The sequence below is a fragment of the Pseudomonas sp. P108 genome (assembly GCF_032613195.1).
Lineage (GTDB): Bacteria > Pseudomonadota > Gammaproteobacteria > Pseudomonadales > Pseudomonadaceae > Aquipseudomonas.
Genome location: NZ_CP126691.1, coordinates 1,604,676 through 1,621,977, shown reverse-complemented (window position 1 = coordinate 1,621,977; position 17,302 = coordinate 1,604,676). Strand labels below are relative to the sequence as shown.

General features: G+C 58.4%; 15 protein-coding genes and 1 tRNA gene. 13 read left to right on the top strand and 3 right to left on the bottom strand.

Features of this window, described 5'->3' with window-relative positions:
* Positions 1 to 3 precede the first annotated feature (3 nt).
* The 8 genes from QOM10_RS07125 to QOM10_RS07090 all read left to right on the top strand — a co-directional run bounded on the left by QOM10_RS07125 (position 4) and on the right by QOM10_RS07090 (position 10,610).
* Positions 4 to 645, top strand: coding sequence for an urea amidolyase associated protein UAAP2 (locus QOM10_RS07125; protein WP_316917799.1), 642 nt, complete (start codon positions 4 to 6; stop codon positions 643 to 645).
* Positions 646 to 926: 281 nt separating this feature from the next.
* On the top strand, positions 927 to 4,559 hold the full coding sequence (gene uca, locus QOM10_RS07120) for an urea carboxylase (RefSeq protein ID WP_316917798.1): 3,633 nt from the start codon (positions 927 to 929) through the stop codon (positions 4,557 to 4,559).
* A gap of 24 nt (positions 4,560 to 4,583) precedes the next feature.
* On the top strand, positions 4,584 to 6,356 hold the full coding sequence (atzF, locus tag QOM10_RS07115; RefSeq protein ID WP_316917797.1) for an allophanate hydrolase: 1,773 nt from the start codon (positions 4,584 to 4,586) through the stop codon (positions 6,354 to 6,356).
* A 384-nt stretch (positions 6,357 to 6,740) separates the two neighbouring features.
* Positions 6,741 to 8,228, top strand: coding sequence for a sensor domain-containing diguanylate cyclase (locus QOM10_RS07110; RefSeq protein ID WP_316917796.1), 1,488 nt, complete (start codon positions 6,741 to 6,743; stop codon positions 8,226 to 8,228).
* Positions 8,221 to 8,451: a cysteine-rich CWC family protein gene (locus QOM10_RS07105; RefSeq protein ID WP_127926178.1), complete on the top strand. Its 231-nt coding sequence runs from the start codon at positions 8,221 to 8,223 to the stop codon at positions 8,449 to 8,451. The genes QOM10_RS07110 and QOM10_RS07105 overlap by 8 nt, the downstream gene beginning before the upstream one ends.
* A gap of 33 nt (positions 8,452 to 8,484) precedes the next feature.
* On the top strand, positions 8,485 to 9,177 hold the full coding sequence (locus QOM10_RS07100; RefSeq protein WP_127926177.1) for a pseudouridine synthase: 693 nt from the start codon (positions 8,485 to 8,487) through the stop codon (positions 9,175 to 9,177).
* Positions 9,178 to 9,493: 316 nt separating this feature from the next.
* Positions 9,494 to 10,378: an alpha/beta fold hydrolase gene (locus QOM10_RS07095; RefSeq protein WP_007911470.1), complete on the top strand. Its 885-nt coding sequence runs from the start codon at positions 9,494 to 9,496 to the stop codon at positions 10,376 to 10,378.
* 158 nt (positions 10,379 to 10,536) lie between these two features.
* A tRNA-Gly gene (locus QOM10_RS07090) sits at positions 10,537 to 10,610 on the top strand.
* Positions 10,611 to 11,065: 455 nt separating this feature from the next.
* Here the strand turns inward: QOM10_RS07090 and QOM10_RS07085 are convergent.
* Entirely contained in the window at positions 11,066 to 11,584 is a 519-nt protein-coding gene (locus QOM10_RS07085; protein ID WP_127926176.1) for a BRCT domain-containing protein, read from the bottom strand.
* Positions 11,585 to 11,952: 368 nt separating this feature from the next.
* Here QOM10_RS07085 and QOM10_RS07080 point away from each other — a divergent pair, with 368 nt between their 5' ends.
* The 4 genes from QOM10_RS07080 (at position 11,953) to QOM10_RS07065 (ending at position 14,289) form a co-directional block, all read left to right on the top strand.
* Positions 11,953 to 12,132, top strand: a complete 180-nt coding sequence (locus QOM10_RS07080; RefSeq protein ID WP_095049193.1) for a type II toxin-antitoxin system HicA family toxin — start codon at positions 11,953 to 11,955, stop codon at positions 12,130 to 12,132.
* Positions 12,133 to 12,168: 36 nt separating this feature from the next.
* Entirely contained in the window at positions 12,169 to 12,576 is a 408-nt protein-coding gene (locus QOM10_RS07075) for a type II toxin-antitoxin system HicB family antitoxin (RefSeq protein ID WP_127926175.1), read from the top strand.
* A gap of 143 nt (positions 12,577 to 12,719) precedes the next feature.
* On the top strand, positions 12,720 to 13,037 hold the full coding sequence (locus QOM10_RS07070; RefSeq protein WP_127930362.1) for a helix-turn-helix domain-containing protein: 318 nt from the start codon (positions 12,720 to 12,722) through the stop codon (positions 13,035 to 13,037).
* Positions 13,030 to 14,289, top strand: a complete 1,260-nt coding sequence (locus tag QOM10_RS07065) for a type II toxin-antitoxin system HipA family toxin (protein WP_127926174.1) — start codon at positions 13,030 to 13,032, stop codon at positions 14,287 to 14,289. The genes QOM10_RS07070 and QOM10_RS07065 overlap by 8 nt, the downstream gene beginning before the upstream one ends.
* A gap of 76 nt (positions 14,290 to 14,365) precedes the next feature.
* On the opposite strand, the gene QOM10_RS07060 is transcribed toward QOM10_RS07065, so the two are convergent.
* Positions 14,366 to 14,728: a DUF6124 family protein gene (locus QOM10_RS07060; RefSeq protein WP_316917795.1), complete on the bottom strand. Its 363-nt coding sequence runs from the start codon at positions 14,726 to 14,728 to the stop codon at positions 14,366 to 14,368.
* A 572-nt stretch (positions 14,729 to 15,300) separates the two neighbouring features.
* On the opposite strand from QOM10_RS07060, the gene QOM10_RS07055 reads away from it, so the two are divergent.
* Positions 15,301 to 16,029, top strand: coding sequence for a class I SAM-dependent methyltransferase (locus tag QOM10_RS07055; RefSeq protein WP_212622780.1), 729 nt, complete (start codon positions 15,301 to 15,303; stop codon positions 16,027 to 16,029).
* Between the two features lie 178 nt (positions 16,030 to 16,207).
* Here QOM10_RS07055 and tam read toward each other — a convergent pair whose 3' ends face one another.
* Complete coding sequence (gene tam / locus QOM10_RS07050; protein ID WP_316917794.1) at positions 16,208 to 16,978, bottom strand: trans-aconitate 2-methyltransferase; 771 nt, start codon at positions 16,976 to 16,978, stop codon at positions 16,208 to 16,210.
* Positions 16,979 to 17,302: the final 324 nt, after the last annotated feature.

Sequence of the window (17,302 nt, the reverse complement as noted above, 5' to 3'; positions counted from 1 at the left end):
GCCATGTCAGTTGCTATCGCCACTTCGCAAAACCAACCCGACACAGCGGTGTACCGCGCCACGATCCCGGCCGGTGAACCCTGGCTGATGGAGGTCAAGGCTGGCCAGACCCTGCGCATCCTCGACCTGGAAGGCAATCAGGCCGTCGATACGTTGTTCTACAGCCTCGCCAATCCCAAGGAACGCTACGACGTGCAGCGCACCTTGCGACGGCAGAACAGCGTCTACCTGAACACCGGCAGCGTGCTGTATTCCAACCTCGGCCACGCGATGCTGACCATCGTCGCCGACACTTGCGGACGCCACGACACCCTCGGCGGTGCCTGCGCGCAAGAGAGCAACACCGTGCGCTACGCCCTGGAAAAACGCTACATGCACAGCTGCCGCGACAACTACCTGCGCGCCTGTGTGCATGACGGGCGACTGGGCAAAGGCGACATCGGGCCGAACATCAATTTCTTCATGAATGTGCCTGTCACGGCGGATGGCGGGCTGACCTTCGAGGACGGGATTTCTGCGCCGGGCAAGTACGTCGATTTACGTGCCGAGATGGACGTGATCGTGCTGATTTCCAACTGTCCGCAGTTGAACAACCCGTGCAACGCCTATAACCCGACACCTGCGGAGCTGCTGGTATGGAACTGAATTTAAATCGACTGCGCCGTTGGCTTTTCGCCCTGTGCCAGGCGCGCTCCGGGCAGTGCCTGAAATCCCCCAAACACCCCTAAACCCTGTGGGAGCGAGCCTGCTCGCGAATGCGGTGTGTCATACAGCATTGATGTGGCTGATCCACCGCCTTCGCGAGCAGGCTCGCTCCCACAGGGGGGTTGTGATGGGTTTGAGTGAAGTGGTTTTTTCATCCGGGACGGCCCGGATGTCTGTCGAAAAACAGCGGGACGGCCCGCTTCCCCTTCAGGGGTTATGCCATGTTCGAAAAAGTCCTCATCGCCAACCGTGGCGCCATCGCCTGCCGCATCCTGCGCACCCTCGCTGCACTGCAGGTCAAAGGTGTGGCGGTGTATTCCGAAGCCGACGCCGCCAGCCTGCACATCCTCCACGCCGATGAAGCGCACAGCCTCGGTGAAGGCGCTGCTGCCGGCACTTATCTGGCCGTCGAAAAGATCCTCGCCATTGCCAAACAAAGCGGCGCCACGGCGATCCATCCCGGCTACGGATTTCTCTCGGAAAACGCTGCGTTCGCCGAAGCCTGCGAAGCGCACAACATCGCCTTCATCGGCCCGACGCCGGAGCAACTTCGCGTGTTCGGCCTCAAGCACACCGCCCGCGCGCTGGCCAAACAGCACGGCGTGCCCATGCTCGAAGGCACCGAACTGCTCGACAGCCTCGACGCCGCGCTGATCGCAGGCGAACAGGTCGGCTACCCGGTGATGCTGAAAAGCACCGCTGGCGGTGGCGGCATCGGCATGCGCGTGTGCCGTAGCGCCAGCGAACTGAGCGAGTCGTTCGAAGCGGTGAAACGACTCGGCCAGAACAACTTCAGCGACGCCGGGGTGTTCATCGAAAAATACATCCAGCGCGCCCGGCATCTGGAAGTGCAGGTGTTCGGCGACGGTCGCGGTGAGGTCATCGCCCTCGGCGTGCGCGACTGCTCGGTGCAGCGGCGCAATCAGAAAGTCCTCGAAGAAACCCCGGCGCCGAACCTGCCGGGCGGCATGGCTGATGAGCTGTGCGCGGCGGCGATCAAACTGGCGAAAGCCGTGAGTTATCGCAGCGCCGGCACGGTGGAATTCGTTTTCGACAGCGAGGCGCAGCGCTTCTATTTTCTCGAAGTGAACACCAGGCTGCAGGTGGAGCATGGTGTGACCGAACAGGTCTGGGGGGTGGATCTGGTGCGCTGGATGGTTGAGCTGGCCGCCGGTGATCTGCCGCCGCTGAGCGAGTTGTATCACCAGCTGAAACCTGAAGGCCATGCGATTCAGGCGCGGCTGTACGCGGAGGATCCGGGGCGCGACTTCCAGCCGAGCCCAGGTCTGCTGACGGCGGTGGAATTCCCCCTGGCCAACGGTATTCAGTTGCGCATCGATACCTGGGTCGAGGCCGGCTGCGAGATTCCGCCGTATTTCGATCCGATGATCGCCAAGCTCATCACCTGGGCGCCGACCCGTGAACAGGCGCGCGCCGAGTTGCATCAAGCGTTAGGCGGCAGTCTGTTGTACGGCGTGGAAACCAACCGCGATTACCTGCGGCAGATTCTCCTCGACACTCCGTTCGCCAGCGGTGAGCCGTGGACCCGTTGTCTGGAAGGTCTGGTTTATCGCGCCAACACTTTCGAAGTGCTCAGCGCCGGCACACAAACCAGCGTGCAGGACTATCCCGGCCGCCTCGGTTATTGGGCCGTTGGTGTGCCGCCGTCGGGGCCGATGGACAGCCGCGCATTGCGTCTGGGCAATCGCTTGCTCGGCAACGCTGAAGGCGCGGCGGCGCTGGAAATCACCATGAGCGGGCCGTTGCTGCGCTTCAACTGTGCAGCAGTGATCGCGGTGACCGGCGCGCCGATTGCCTTGACACTTGAGGGCGAAAGCGTGCCGATGAACACCGCCCTGCTGATCCCGGCGGGCGCGACGTTGCATCTGGGCAGCATCAGCGGCGCCGGGGCACGCAGTTATCTGTGCCTGCGCGGTGGTTTGCAGGTGCCGGATTATCTGGGCAGTAAAAGCACCTTCACCCTTGGCCAGTTTGGTGGGCATGGCGGGCGGGCGTTGCGTGCCGGGGATGTGTTGCATATCCCTGCGCTGACTGACCGTAGCAGCGGTCAACAACTGGCACTCCAGCACATTTGCGAGTTGCCGGCGGTGCGGCAGATTCGGGTGATTTACGGCCCGCACGCTGCGCCGGAATATTTCACCGAAAATTATATCGGCACTTTTTTTGAAACCCAGTGGGAAGTGCATTTCAACTCCAGCCGCACCGGTGTCCGCCTGATCGGGCCGAAGCCGGAATGGGTGCGAGCCGACGGTGGCGAGGCCGGGTTGCATCCATCGAATATTCACGACAATCCGTATGCCATCGGCGCGGTGGATTTCACCGGGGACATGCCGGTCATCCTCGGCCCGGATGGCCCGAGCCTTGGCGGGTTCGTGTGCCCGGTGACGGTGATCGAAGCGGATCTGTGGCAGCTTGGACAGCTCAAGGCGGGCGACAAAATCCAGTTCATCCCGGTCAATCTCGAAACCGCCCGCGATCTCGCCCTGAAATGGGATCAATGTAGGAGTGAGCCTGCTCGCGATGAAGTTGATGCGGTGCCTGAACTGGCCTCATCGCGAGCAGGCTCACTCCTACAGGGGCTTTTGTCGCCTGTGGTGCTGGCGTTGGGTCAGGGGGATGTGCGGCTTGTTGCGCGGGTCTCCGGGGATACGCATTTGTTGTTGGAAATCGGCGAGCCTGAACTCAACCTCGTCCTGCGCTTCCGCGCCCACGCCCTCATGCAAGCGCTGGAACACAAATCCTTGCACGGCGTGATCGACCTCACCCCCGGTATCCGCTCGCTGCAAATCCACTACCAGCCCGAGCAGCTGCCACTCGCCGATCTGCTCGGCATCGTCGCCGGCGAATGGGACGCGGTGTGCGCCGCCAACGACCTGCAAGTACCGTCACGCATCGTCCATTTGCCGCTGTCCTGGGACGACCCGGCCTGCCAGTTGGCCATCGAGAAATACATGACCACCGTGCGCAAGGACGCGCCGTGGTGCCCGAGCAATCTGGAGTTCATCCGCCGTATCAACGACCTGCCGAACCTCGACGAAGTGCAGCGCACGGTATTCGATGCAAGCTATCTGGTGATGGGGCTCGGCGATGTCTATCTCGGTGCGCCGGTGGCCACACCGCTCGACCCGCGCCATCGTTTGGTGACTACCAAATACAACCCGGCACGCACCTGGACCGCCGAAAACTCGGTAGGCATCGGCGGCGCCTACCTGTGCGTGTACGGCATGGAAGGCCCGGGCGGTTATCAGTTTGTCGGGCGCACCTTGCAGATGTGGAACCGCTATCGCGAAGTCGCCGCGTTCGACGGCAAACCGTGGCTGCTGCGCTTCTTCGATCAGATTCGCTTCTATCCGGTCAGCGCCGAAGAACTGCTGCGCATCCGCCGCGATTTTCCGCTGGGCCGCTTCGATCTGAACATCGAACACAGCCAACTCAACCTCGCCGAGTATCAGGCGTTTCTCAATCGTGAAGCCGAGAGCATCAGCGCGTTTCGTGCTCAGCAACAAGGCGCATTCAATGCCGAGCGCGAACGCTGGATCGCCAGCGGTCAGGCGCATTTCGATAGCGAAGAAGCCGTGGCGCCATCCGCCGAAGACGCGCCATTGGCCGAGGGTGAACACAGCGTCGACAGCCACATTGCCGGCAATCTCTGGCAGGTGCAGGTCGAGGCCGGCAGTCGCGTCGCAGCAGGCGACGTGCTGGTGATTCTCGAGTCGATGAAAATGGAAATCCCGGTACTCGCGCCGCTGGCCGGGGTGGTGCGCGAGATTCGCGTGCAACCCGGTTCAGCGGTGCGCGCCGGACAACGGGTCGTGGTGCTGGAACTCGACTGAAGCCAATTGGATAAGGATCTACTCATGAATCTGCAACTCGATGTTCTGCGCAAGGCCTATCGCAATGGCGACACCACACCACGTCAACTGCTGCCGAAACTGCGCGAGAAAGCCGCCGCGCTGAACCCGGATTATCACCTGTTCATTCATCTGCTCAGCGTCGCAGAACTGGAGCCCTACCTTGCCGCCCTCGACGGTCGCGAGCTCGACAGCCTGCCGCTGTACGGCGTGCCGTTTGCGATCAAGGACAACATCGATCTGGCCGGCATACCGACCACCGCCGCGTGCCCGGACTTTGCTTATGTGCCGGAGCGCTCGGCGACCCTCGTCGAGCAGTTGATTGCGTTGGGTGCGATTCCGCTGGGCAAGACCAATCTCGATCAATTTGCCACGGGACTCAACGGCAGCCGCTCGCCGTATGGCGCGTGCCCGAACAGCGTGCTGACGGAATATCCGTCCGGTGGCTCCAGCGCCGGATCGTCGCTGGCGGTGGCGTTGGGCGTGGCGAGTTTTGCCTTGGGCACCGATACCGCAGGCTCCGGTCGGGTGCCGGCGGCGCTGAACAATCTGGTTGGATTGAAAGCGAGCAAAGGGCTGATCTCCACCGCTGGAGTGCTGCCGGCGTGTCGCACGCTGGATTGCGTGACCACGTTTACCGCCACTGCGCGTGAGGCTAGTCAGTTGCTGGCGCTGACGGCAAAATTTGATCCGCGCGATGAGTACAGCCGCCGCAATCCATCGTGGAATGACGGCTCGGCGTTTGGTGCGCCACGCGCATTTCGTTTCGGTGTGCCGCGTGCGCAGGATCTTGAGTTTTTCGGTTGCGTCGAAGGGCCGCTGTTGTTCGGCGACGCCATCGATCAACTCAAGGCCTTGGGTGGCGAAGCGATCGAACTGGACCTGTCGCCATTCCTTGAAGCCGCGCGTTTGCTTTACGAAGGGCCGTGGGTTGCCGAGCGCTATAGCGTGGCGGGTGAGTTGATGGAGAAAAATCCCGCGGCCGTTTTACCGGTGATCCGCGCCGTACTGGCCAAGGCCCCGGCGGTGACGGGCGTGCAGACCTTCCGCGCGCAGTATCGGCTGCAAGCTTTGAAAGCGCTGTGCGATCAGGCCCTCGAAGTCCTCGACTGCGTGCTCACACCCACCATCGGCCGCCCGGTGACGCTGGCCGAACTGCACGCCGAACCGGTGCTGCGCAACTCCGAACTGGGTTACTACACCAACTTCATGAACCTGCTCGACTACGCCGCCGTCGCCGTGCCGAGCGGGTTTATGGCCAATGGATTGCCGTGGGGCGTGACGCTGTTTGGCCGGGCGTTCACCGATCAATATCTGCTGAGCGTGGCGGATGCGCTGCAGCGTCAGCAGAACACGGCATTGCCCACGCCTGCGAACGCAGCGCGCCATGATCGCGCACGCATCGTCGTGTGTGGTGCGCATCTGCAAGGATTGGCGTTGAATTGGCAACTGACTCAGCGGGGTGGGCGCTTGCTGGAAACGACATTGAGTTCGCCGGACTATCAACTGTATGCGTTGGCCGGCGGCCCGCCATTGCGGCCGGGGATGGTGCGAGTGAAGGATGGCGGTGTGGCGATTGCGGTGGAGGTGTGGGAATTGCCGAGCAGTGAGTTGGGCTCGTTCCTCACCGGGATTCCGGCGCCGCTTGGATTGGGCAAGGTGCAACTGGCGGATGGGCGTTGGGAAAGCGGATTTATTTGTGAGCCGTATGGTCTTGAGGGTGCGCTGGACATCAGCCATTTGGGGGGCTGGCGGGCGTATCTTGAAACTCGCAACTGATCCAGAAACCAGCCCTCACCCTAGCCCTCTCCCAGAGGGAGAGGGGACTGACCGAGGTGTTTGTCAGGTGCTTGCCATTCAGTGATAACCCGTCGAACTCAGTTTTTGAAATCACCACAATTCAGCCCTCACTCCTGAGGGAGAGAGAACTGACCGGGGTGTCTTTAAGATAGTTGCCATTCGGTGATACCGAGCCGAACACAATTTTTGAATTCACCACAATCTAGCTCCCTCTCCCTCCGGGAGAGGGCTGGGGTGAGGGAGCGATCCTCCAGACACACCCTCAACGTCATATCCCCCGCCATTTCAGGCATAAATCCCGCAGTGTTTTCCCGGCCATCCCACTAGAATGCATGCCATCGGGCCACTGCCAACGGAACTGCCATGCCGCTTCGTTCTCCCCTGTACTCGCAACGCTCGCTGGTCCTGACGCTGATCGCCCTGCTCGGCGCCGGGTTCCTCGCCACGTCGTTGCTCAGCTACTACGCCTCCCGCGCGTCGATCCGCGACAACATCGTCAACACCGAGCTGCCGCTGACCTCAGACACGGTGTACTCGGAAATCCAGAAAGACCTCGTCAGGCCGATCCTGATTTCCTCGATGATGTCCCGCGACACCTTTATGCGCGACTGGGTGGTCAACGGCGAGCAGAATCCCGAGCAGATGACCCGCTACCTCGACGAGGTCATGACCCACTACGGCGCCTACACCGCGTTCTTTGTCTCCAACAGCACGCACACCTACTACCACGCCAAAGGCGTACTGAAGCAGGTCAAGGTCGACGAACCGCGCGATGCCTGGTACTTCCGCGTGCGCGACATGAAGGATCCTTACGAGATCAACGTCGACCCGGATCTGGCCAACAAGGACAACCTGACCTTCTTCATCAACTACAAGGTGTACGACTACCACAACCGCTTCATCGGCGCGGCAGGCGTCGGTCTGACCGTGGACGCGGTGATCAAGCTGATCGACAAGTATCAACAGCGCTATCAACGCAGCGTGTATTTCGTCGACACCTTCGGTCGACTGGTATTGACCGGCGCCGGGGGCGGTCCGGAAGGCGCGCACATCGGCAAGAGTCTCGGCGAACTCGAGAGCATGAAAAGTCTGGTCAGCCAGTTACCGAAACCGCACAGCGGCAGCTACGAATATTCCACCCACGGCCAGGGGCATTTTCTCAACGTGCGGTTTATTCCGGAGCTGAACTGGTATCTGTTCGTCGATAAACGCGAAGACGGCGCCCTGAGTGAAATCCGTCAGTCGCTGTACCTGAACCTACTGATCTGCCTGCTGGTGACGCTGATTGTCCTGGCGCTGCTCAACCGCGTGATCAAACGCTATCAAAGCAAAATCCAGGCTCAGGCCATTCTCGACAGTCTCACCGAACTGCCCAACCGCCGTGGCTTCGACATTCTCGCCGCGCAAGCCCTGCACGAAGCGCAACGCGAAACCAAACCGCTGACCGCGTTGCTGCTCGACCTCGACCACTTCAAAGTGTTGAACGATACCTACGGACATATGGCCGGCGATCAGGTATTGATCGGTTTTGCCCGCGATCTGCAAAGTTGCCTGCGCCATGCCGACATTGTCTGTCGCTGGGGCGGTGAGGAATTTATCGTTTTGCTGAAGGACACCGACGGCGACACCGGTCAGAAAATTGCCGAAAAGATCCGCCAACACGTCGAACAGCACGAATATGCCTACGACGGCCACCGCCTCCATCTGACGGTGAGCATCGGCGCCACCACCCTGCAACGCGATGACACCTTGCACAGCCTGCTGTCGCGGGCCGATCATGCGATGTACCGAGCCAAACAAACCGGCCGCAACCGCACCTGCGTGGAAATGCCTCACTCGACTTATGCCTGATTCCGACGTTAAACCCGACCTTTGCCCGGCCTGCGGCGCCCGCAACGATTGCAGCCTGGCCGACCCGCGCACCGCCGACCGCGAATGCTGGTGCTATGGCGTGAGCATCGATCCGGCCGTGCTTGAAGCGCTGCCGCCAGCGCTGCGTAACCAATCCTGCCTGTGCCCGCGTTGCGCGCAGGTCGAGGCGCAACTGCAAGCGGCCAAGCGGCCGATCCCGTAAGATGCGCGGCCCTTCATTCATCGAACACTGAACATGCGCGTCGACCGTTTCCTCAGCAACCTGCCCCGCTACAACCGTCAGCAGGTTCGCCTGTTGCTGGTGGAAAAGCGCGTGCGGATTGACGGAAAAGTCGTCAGCGACCCGCACAGTGAAGTGCTCGAGTTCAGCCGCGTCGAAGTCGATGACGAAGTGCTACAAGTCGGCAAACCGGCGCGCTACTTCATGCTGCACAAGCCGCCGGGCTGTGTCAGCGCCACCCGTGATCCGCAGCATCCGACCGTGCTCGACCTGATCGATGAACCGGACAAGGACGACCTGCACATCGCCGGACGCCTGGACTTCAACACCACCGGGCTGATGTTGATCACCAACGACGGCGCGTGGTCACGCCGCCTGACCCAGCCGCAGACCAAAGCGCCGAAGGTCTACTACGTCGAGACCGAGCAAGAGATTGGCGCAGAATATGCGACCACTTTTGCCAAGGGCATTTACTTCGCCTTCGAAGACCTGACCACACAGCCTGCGCAGTTGGAGCTGCTCGGGCCACGCTCGGCGCGGCTGAGCATCGTCGAGGGGCGTTACCATCAGGTGAAGCGCATGTTTGGTTTCTTCAACAACAAAGTCCTGCGCCTACACCGCGAATCGATGGGCCTGCTACACCTCGATAACGCGCTAAAACCGGGCGAGTACCGCGCTTTGCGCACCGAAGAGATTCATTTGTTCTAAGCCGGCGACCGCTCAGCAGAAGTTGTCGAACAATTTACCAACGGCACTTGCGCGATCCCGACTCCCCTGCTTGAATCAGGACGTCGGCCAGAATGTGACCGATGAGTCACAACAGACATCCAAGAAACTTTTTGCCGGTAGAGAGCCTTCAAGGCTCCGCCTCAGCCGGCAGACTGCCCGCCAATAACAATACCCGTCGACCGCAGTCATGGATCGACATGGGCCAAGTAAATTCCAGGCGTATGCCTACCTGTCACAAAGCTCGTGCAATCTCTATTTGCGCGCATACCCGCTTGCTTGCCAGGAGTCTTATGACATGAGGCCAGAAATCGCTGTGCTGGATATACAGGGTCAGTATCGGGTTTACACGGAGTTCTATCGCGCAGACGCCGCAGAAAAGACCATCATCCTGGTCAACGGCTCGATGGCCACGACTGCGTCGTTTGCACAGACTGTGAAAAACCTGCACCCGCAATTCAACGTGGTCTGCTACGACCAGCCCTACGCGGGTCGGTCAAAAGCCCACAACCGCCACGAGAAACATCTGACGAAGGACGTCGAAGGGCAGATTCTGCTGGAGCTCATCGACCACTTCGCCGCCGAACACGTGCTGTCGTTCTCCTGGGGCGGCGCCGCGACCCTGGTCGCCCTCGCCCACCAGCCACGGCGCATCGAACGGGCGGTGATCAGCTCGTTCTCGCCAGTGATCAACGCGCACATGCTCGATTACCTCGAACGCGGCGTCGACTACCTCGGCCAGCGCGACGGCGACCGCGTCGGCCATCTGGTCAACAGCACCATCGGCAAACACCTGCCGTCACTGTTCAAGCGCTTCAACTATCGCCACGTCAGCAGCTTGGCCGAGCACGAATACGGGCAGATGCACTTCCACATCAGCGACGTGCTGCACAGTGATCGGCAGTGCTATCTGAATGCAGCGAAAAAGATCAACGTGCCGGTGCTGTTTCTCAACGGCGAATGGGACGAATACACCGCTGCCGAAGACGCACGCCTGTTCGGCAACCACGTGGCGCAGAGCACGTTTACCACGCTGCAAGCCACCGGGCACTTTCTCGACATGGAACACAAGGCTGCCTGCCGCGACAGCCAGAACGCCCTGCTCGGCTTTCTGAAACCGGCGCAGCAGACCAGCCGAACGCGTTACTCGTTTGTTCAGGATCAACATGCATTGGCAATTTGAAAGAGAGTCGTCGCGAGCGAGGCTGTGGGGTTGGGATTTTGCTTTACGCACCGCAGTGCTCGCCCGCGATTGACCGATTTCAGTGATTTAAAGCGTTCATGAGTAAAAGAAAAACTTCAAATCCGTGGCCGAGTCTGGTACAAAGTCAGCCGCTCTGAGCGGGTATAGTTTAATGGTAGAACAGTAGCTTCCCAAGCTTCCGACGAGGGTTCGATTCCCTCTACCCGCTCCACTCAAATTTTGGTCTCACGTTGTGTTTTTTGACGGGGGATGCAGGGATAGAAAAAACCGGCCTATAAAGCCGGTTTTTTGTGGCTGGGATTTGAGGTTGGCCACTTTGGCAGCGCAGAACCATTCAGAAACACACCGCAGGTTGAAGATGCACCCTCCACCTGTACGCTTTTTTTCTCTCTAGCGACAATCCTTGAGAAGTATGCGAGGCACGAAATGATGCCCATGCCTGGCATCAATGACGGAGCAATTCCATGACAATCGGATTCAAAGAGGAGTACGCGAGCCCATTCGCAGACTTCATCCGTAATGCGAAATCTCACGAAAAAAAAGCGCGTTTACCGTGAAGTGCTGACCGCAGCTCCCAAGAAGCAGAATGAGGTGATGCTGGTTGCACGTAACAAGCATTCGGCGGTTGGTGCAGTTTCAATGCGCAGGCTGAGCGCAGGGATGACTTCAGGGGATTTCTCCCGTTGTGACCAGATTCAAGAATTGCTCTGAGTTGATGATGAAAGCTCCAGCCTCAAGCGCCTTGGAAACTTTGGTTGGCCCCGCATTTTCGCCATAGCAAAGAAACGTCAGCGTCTTGCCTGCCGTACTCATGACCTTCAACCCATATTCCAGTGCCTTTTGCTCAAGCTCAGCCCGTTGTGCAGCTGCGAATCCAGTGAAAAGAATTTGATTGATCCTACCCGGTGACATTTTCGGTTCAGGCCTTTGCGAAGCGGCTTCTGAAGCAACGAGCGCCGGTGGCTTTCGATTGTGCTGAAGCCTCGGAGAAGGAGGAGCGGCCTCATTTAAGAGCAGCTCAGCTCCAAGCAATACTTCGATGATGCGATCCTTGCGATAGGTTTTAGGAAAGGTATCGCTGGCCGATCGTCCTTGAATGTAAACCGAATTCTCTGACCATTGAATCAGCTCCCGCTGACTTAAATCGCCCTTTGCATCTCTATAGCTGAATTTTAGAGTCGACATCCGTTTCACTCCCTTCTGACGATCACATGGCCAAAGTCCATGCATTGCTACGCTGGCTTTATCGAGAGGTGATTTCCTTTCAACAGGCTCGTTGAGTGTCCATGACCTTCGCCCATTAGAGTTCAACGTTAGCAGTCCGAGCAGTGATGTCAGAAAAAGATGTGTTCCATTATTTTTCAGCGGAAGATCGCTACATGAACGTAAGCAAAACCCGGTAACACACCCACCTCACCATCGCTTCTGCCTTACCTAAACTGCGCTATGCCACCCCATCTAACAGCAGAGACGACGACCGTCCGGTGGTTATAGTGTTGATCATAAAAGCTCAATAGGTATAGTACCCACCAAACACACCACAGGGAGGTGTTGTGAATAGCCGTTTTCTAATCGGCCAACTCGTCGCAGACGGTTGGTATCTGGTACGGATCAAAGGAAGTCACCATCACTTCAAGCATCCGACCAAACCAGGACTGGTCACCGTGCCACATCCGAAAAAAGATCTGCTGAAGAAAACGGCCATCAGTATTTTGCAGCAGGCGCTGCTTTGACCCTCTGAGTCAGTTGCGCCATGGAGGACAACGAATATGCTCTACCCGATTGCGATTTCAATTGGCGATGACCAACACGCCTGGGGTGTAGAAGTCCCGGACATTCCTGGATGCTTTTCCGCCGGAGAGGATCTGGACGATGCCGTCGCCATGGCTCGCGAAGCCATCGAAGGTCATTTCGAGATTCTCGCGGACGACGGCGCTCCCATTCCAGCGGCCAGCAAACTGAGCCTGCACGTGGCCAACCCGAAATACGCCGGTTGTGCATGGGCCGTGGTGGATATCGATGTGCTCAAGTATTTGGGCAAGGCCCAAAAGCTCAACATCACCCTGCCGGGCCACTTGCTCAACCGCATTGATGAATATGTGTTGCATCACCCGGAAGAAAAAAGCCGCTCGGGTTTTCTGGCGTCGGCGGCTCTGAAAGTTTTGCAGCAGGGTTGAACCTTGGCGCGTCAACCCGTGCTGGCCTATCCTACCCATTAAACCTAATTACATTTTCTTGTGAGTTAAATGATATTTTTAGGTTTAATCCACAGTATATTGTGTACTGACAATCAAAAATGAACGCCGACGGTACACACGACATGCTGGATTCAAGCCTCACTACCGCGAGCGAGATCGTCAAACGGACTTGCCAACGCCTGCGCACAGAACGATTGGCCTTGGAGATGACACAAGCAGACGTGGCCGCTCGCGCGGGCATTGCGACGAATACGGTGTCAAACCTTGAAGCCGGTCGTAATGTGAGTTTCGACAACATGGTGCGAGTGGCGATGGTTCTCGGACGCGAAAAGGAGCTCGAAGGATTGTTTCTGCCAAGGCTCGAAACTCTTGACGATATCATTCGCTACGAAAAGACGGCCAAGCGTCATCGCATCAAAAGGAAAGCCGACAATGCTTGAACAAGTTGACGTCTACTACGCGGGCTGGGGTGAACGTTGGCGGTGGGGCACACTTGCTACGACGAAAGCCCTGACCGGTCGCCCGCAGGTCATGTTTGAGTACAGCGATGAGGCAAAAAACAGAGGGCTGGAACTCTCCTCCTTGAGGCTTCCATTACAGGGAGCCAGGTTAAACCGGGATTTCCCGTCACATCAGTTGGGACTGCCTGGGCCGGTTTATGACTCGCTGCCGGATGGCTGGGGCATGTTACTGATGGACCGATTGTTCAAACGTCGAGGCCTCAACCCCGCGCGAATAGGCCCTTTGGAGCGGCTAGCCTACATTGGCAACAATGCCATGGGGGCCATGTCGTTTGAACCTGTTGCACCCGAGGCGCTGGAACCGCAAATGCATGCTCCCATCGAGTTGCTCGCATCCGAAGTGCAGGAGGTACTCAAAGGTAAAGGTGGAGAGCTTCTCCAGAAACTGCTACTGGTCGGAGGCTCTCCACAGGGCGCCCGACCCAAAGCGCTGGTGTATCGCGATCCGCACACTGACGCCTTTACTACGGCTGCCACTCCCGGTTTCGAAGCCTGGTTGGTGAAGTTTCCGGCTCAGCAAGAACATCCCGAGGTGTGCGCCATCGAAATGGTCTATGCCGAATGTTTACGCTTGTGCGGTATCCAGACTCCCGACACTCGTTATTTCAGCCTGTCTGAGGGAATGGCCGCTTTTGCCACCAAACGCTTTGACCGACAAAACGACTTACGGGTGCCCATGCAGAGTCTTGCAGCCTTTACCGGTGCGGATTTCAGATCCCCCGGGGCGCTGGACTACGTCAACTTCCTGCGTGCGACTCATAAGTGCAGCAATGACGTACGAGAGAAAGCCGTAGCGTTTGAGCGGATCGTCTTCAATGTCGCATTCAACAACCGAGACGACCATCCGAAGAACTTTGCTTACATCATGTCGCCTGGCGGAGACTGGAAATTAGCGCCGGCCTATGACGTCACGTTCTGCGAGGGGCCGGGAGGCTATCACCAGATGGACGTGATGGGTGAAGCCTTGGAAATTGGAAGAGAAAACCTGCTCAACCTTGCAGTGGAGGCTGAAGTAAACGCCGCTACGGCCGCCGACATCATTGACAGATTTTGCGAGGTAGCTAGCCGATTCTCAGCCATGGCTGAAAGTTTGTATCCGGGTGTGATCACCCAGGAAACCTTGCGCACCATTCAACAACGCATCGACCAAAACATCGGGCTACTTGCCTGAATTCGTACTGCCAAGTAGCAGTCTCGAGAAACCGGCACTAATTGGCCGGTTTCTTTGGCTTCTTAAAGCGATCGGGTTAACCCGCTGGCACAACCTGATCCAGGGCCTGATTCACCGCCAATTCACCCAACATCACAACCTGCGCGATACCGAGTGCGGTCTTGCGGTGTGAGGTGTCCAGCAGCGCGGCGAAGTTGTTGAGCAGGGTGGTGGCCGAGCCGAGGGTTTCACTGGCGTTGGCCAGTAGCGATTCGGTGTCGTACTTAGGGTTGGCGAGGAACATCGGTTCGGGTTCGTGGGTGGAACCCATGATCTGCGCGGTCGGGCTGAGATAGTGGTCGAGGGCGCGTTCGGCGGCTTCGTGAAATTTCTTTGAGTTGGGTGATTCGTAGGGGGATGCCGGATCGGTTTCCGGCGGATTGGGCGTAACTTTGAACATTGGATTGAGACCTTTTAGTAACGCCGCAACCGATCTCGCTACTAAACGGATGGGTGGCAGCTGTGCGCAAGTTAGTAGACCGGACCCCAATCCAAATCCGGCGCACCCGAGGGCGCCATGCGCACAGCCACCATCAGGTGCAGGCATTCGCCTGACTGAGTGGTACTCATGCAGCTATTTAGATTGAGGATGCCGGGCTACTAAACCCGATCACTGGAAATCAGTGACGCGAACCAAGTTACCGACCGCCCCTAAAGCGCACAAGCCGGCGGATTCTGGCGTAGCGGTAGGCAACGGCGCAAGGATTTGTAGGCTTCAGGACGTAACACTGCACGCCTTTAAACACTTCGCTCGGAAGACGTTTACGCGGCGATAAAACATTGCGATTTCCCCGACATTACAGATCCACAACACTCCACCGGTTTTCACCTCCCGCCCAACCGACTAGCATTTCCCCATCACCCACCACCCTCCCCCCTGCGCGGCCATCGACGAATACGCGCCATCACTTTCGAGGGATTCCAATCGCGGCCACTTTGCCGCTGACGACCGAACTCAAAAGAGCCTTCACCATGACGCAAAACATTTACGACGATCCCGAGTTTTTCCAGGGCTACAGCCAGATGAACCGTTCAATCGGCGGTCTCGACGCGGCGCCGGAGTGGCCAGCGCTCAAGGCGCTGTTGCCCTCCATGCACGGCCTGAACGTGGTGGATCTGGGCTGCGGTTATGGCTGGTTCAGTCGCTGGGCCATTGAGAATGGTGCGGCCAGTGTCTTGGGGCTTGATGTCTCGGAGAAGATGCTGGAGCGGGCGCGGGAGACCACGACGGCGGCGAATATTCGCTATGAGCGCGCCGATCTGGAACAGCTCGACCTGCCCGCCTGCAGTTTTGATCTGGCTTACAGCTCGTTGGCGCTGCATTACATCAAGGATTTGCCGGGGCTGTTTGCTCACCTGTACGCGGCGCTGAAACCGGGTTCGCACTTTGTGTTTTCCATTGAGCATCCAATCTTTATGGCGCCGCGTAATCCGGGTTGGTTGATTGACGCTGAAGGTAACAAGCGTTGGCCGCTGGACAGCTATCAGTTGGAGGGTGAGCGGGTTACGAACTGGTTGGCTGAGGGCGTGATCAAGCAGCATCGTACGGTTGGGACATTGCTCAATTCGCTGATCGATGCGGGGTTTTCGATTCGTCATGTCAACGAATGGGGCCCGAGCGAAGCTGAAGTGGCGGCGCAACCGGCGCTGGCGGAAGAGCGGGAGCGGCCGATGATGATGTTGGTGGCGGTGCAGCGCTGAGCGGGTTTGCAGCTTGAGAAGCCCTCACCCTAACCCTCTCCCAGGGGGAGAGGGGACTTACCGAGTTGTTCTCTAGGGTTACGCCGACATGCGAAATCGAGGCGAACTCAGGTTTTGCAAGCAACACCAAGGCTCCCTCTCCCTCGGGAGAGGGCTGGGGTGAGGGGTCCAATTTATTTCAGCGAGTCGCGACGATAAACAACCGTGGGAATGGCAACAACACCGAGCCATCCGCCAATGCCGGATAAGCCTTCTCAACCTCCGCCAGATACTGCTTCAGGTACTGCGCCTTTTCCGCTTCGCTCAACGGACTTAAAAACGGAATCAACCCGCTCCCCTTGAACCATTCCACCACTCCCGCCGCCCCGCCAGACAACTGATGGTGATAGGTCGTACGCCACACATCGACCCGCGCACAGTGTGGCCGCAGCATCGAGAAATAATCACTGGCGCTCGCCATGTCGGTACGTTGCCCCGCAGCGCCTGAAAGCTTGCTCGCCCACGGACCATCAGCAGCGACTTCACGCATCAAACGGTGGGAGGGTTCATTGAGGTTATCCGGCATCTGGATCGCCAGGCTGCCACCGGCCGACAACTTGCTGGCCAACGCCGACAACAACGTCGCGTGATCCGGCACCCATTGCAATACGGCATTAGCGAAGATCACATCAAACGGCCCTGAATCGGCCCATTTATCAATTTCGGCGACATCGAAGCGCAAATCCGGCAAGCGCCTGCGAGCCGCGTCGATCATGTCTGCCGAGCTGTCCAGCCCGCTGACCTTCGCACCGGGAAAACGCTGCACCAACAACTCAGTCGAGTTACCGGGACCACAACCGATATCGACCACTGTTCGCGCTTCAGACGTGGGAATCGCCGCCAGCAGATCGCGGGCCGGGCGGGTGCGTTCATCTTCGAAAGCGACGTATTGTTTGGCGGACCAACTCATTGCGTTCTCCTGTCGGGGGGCGTACCAGCGGTGCGTCACGATACAGGCCGCACAGCAAACAGTTCCAGAGCGACTGAATTGCAAAGGGTGTCTGAACACCCCGTCGGCTTATCGCCAATAAGTTGGTTCTCATGCATTGAATGACCGTCCGTCGAGCCAGACAAAAGCGATTTTGACAGCTTAAAAAACGTACCTATAGTCAAGGAGCGGCAATCGGAAGGAACCCGAATCAGTTGATTTCGTGCAAGGAGCACGGCCTGTTCATTTCTCGTGATCAGTGGGTTCCCCCCAGTAGTGTGCTGGCAAAAGCCATACGGCAAGCAA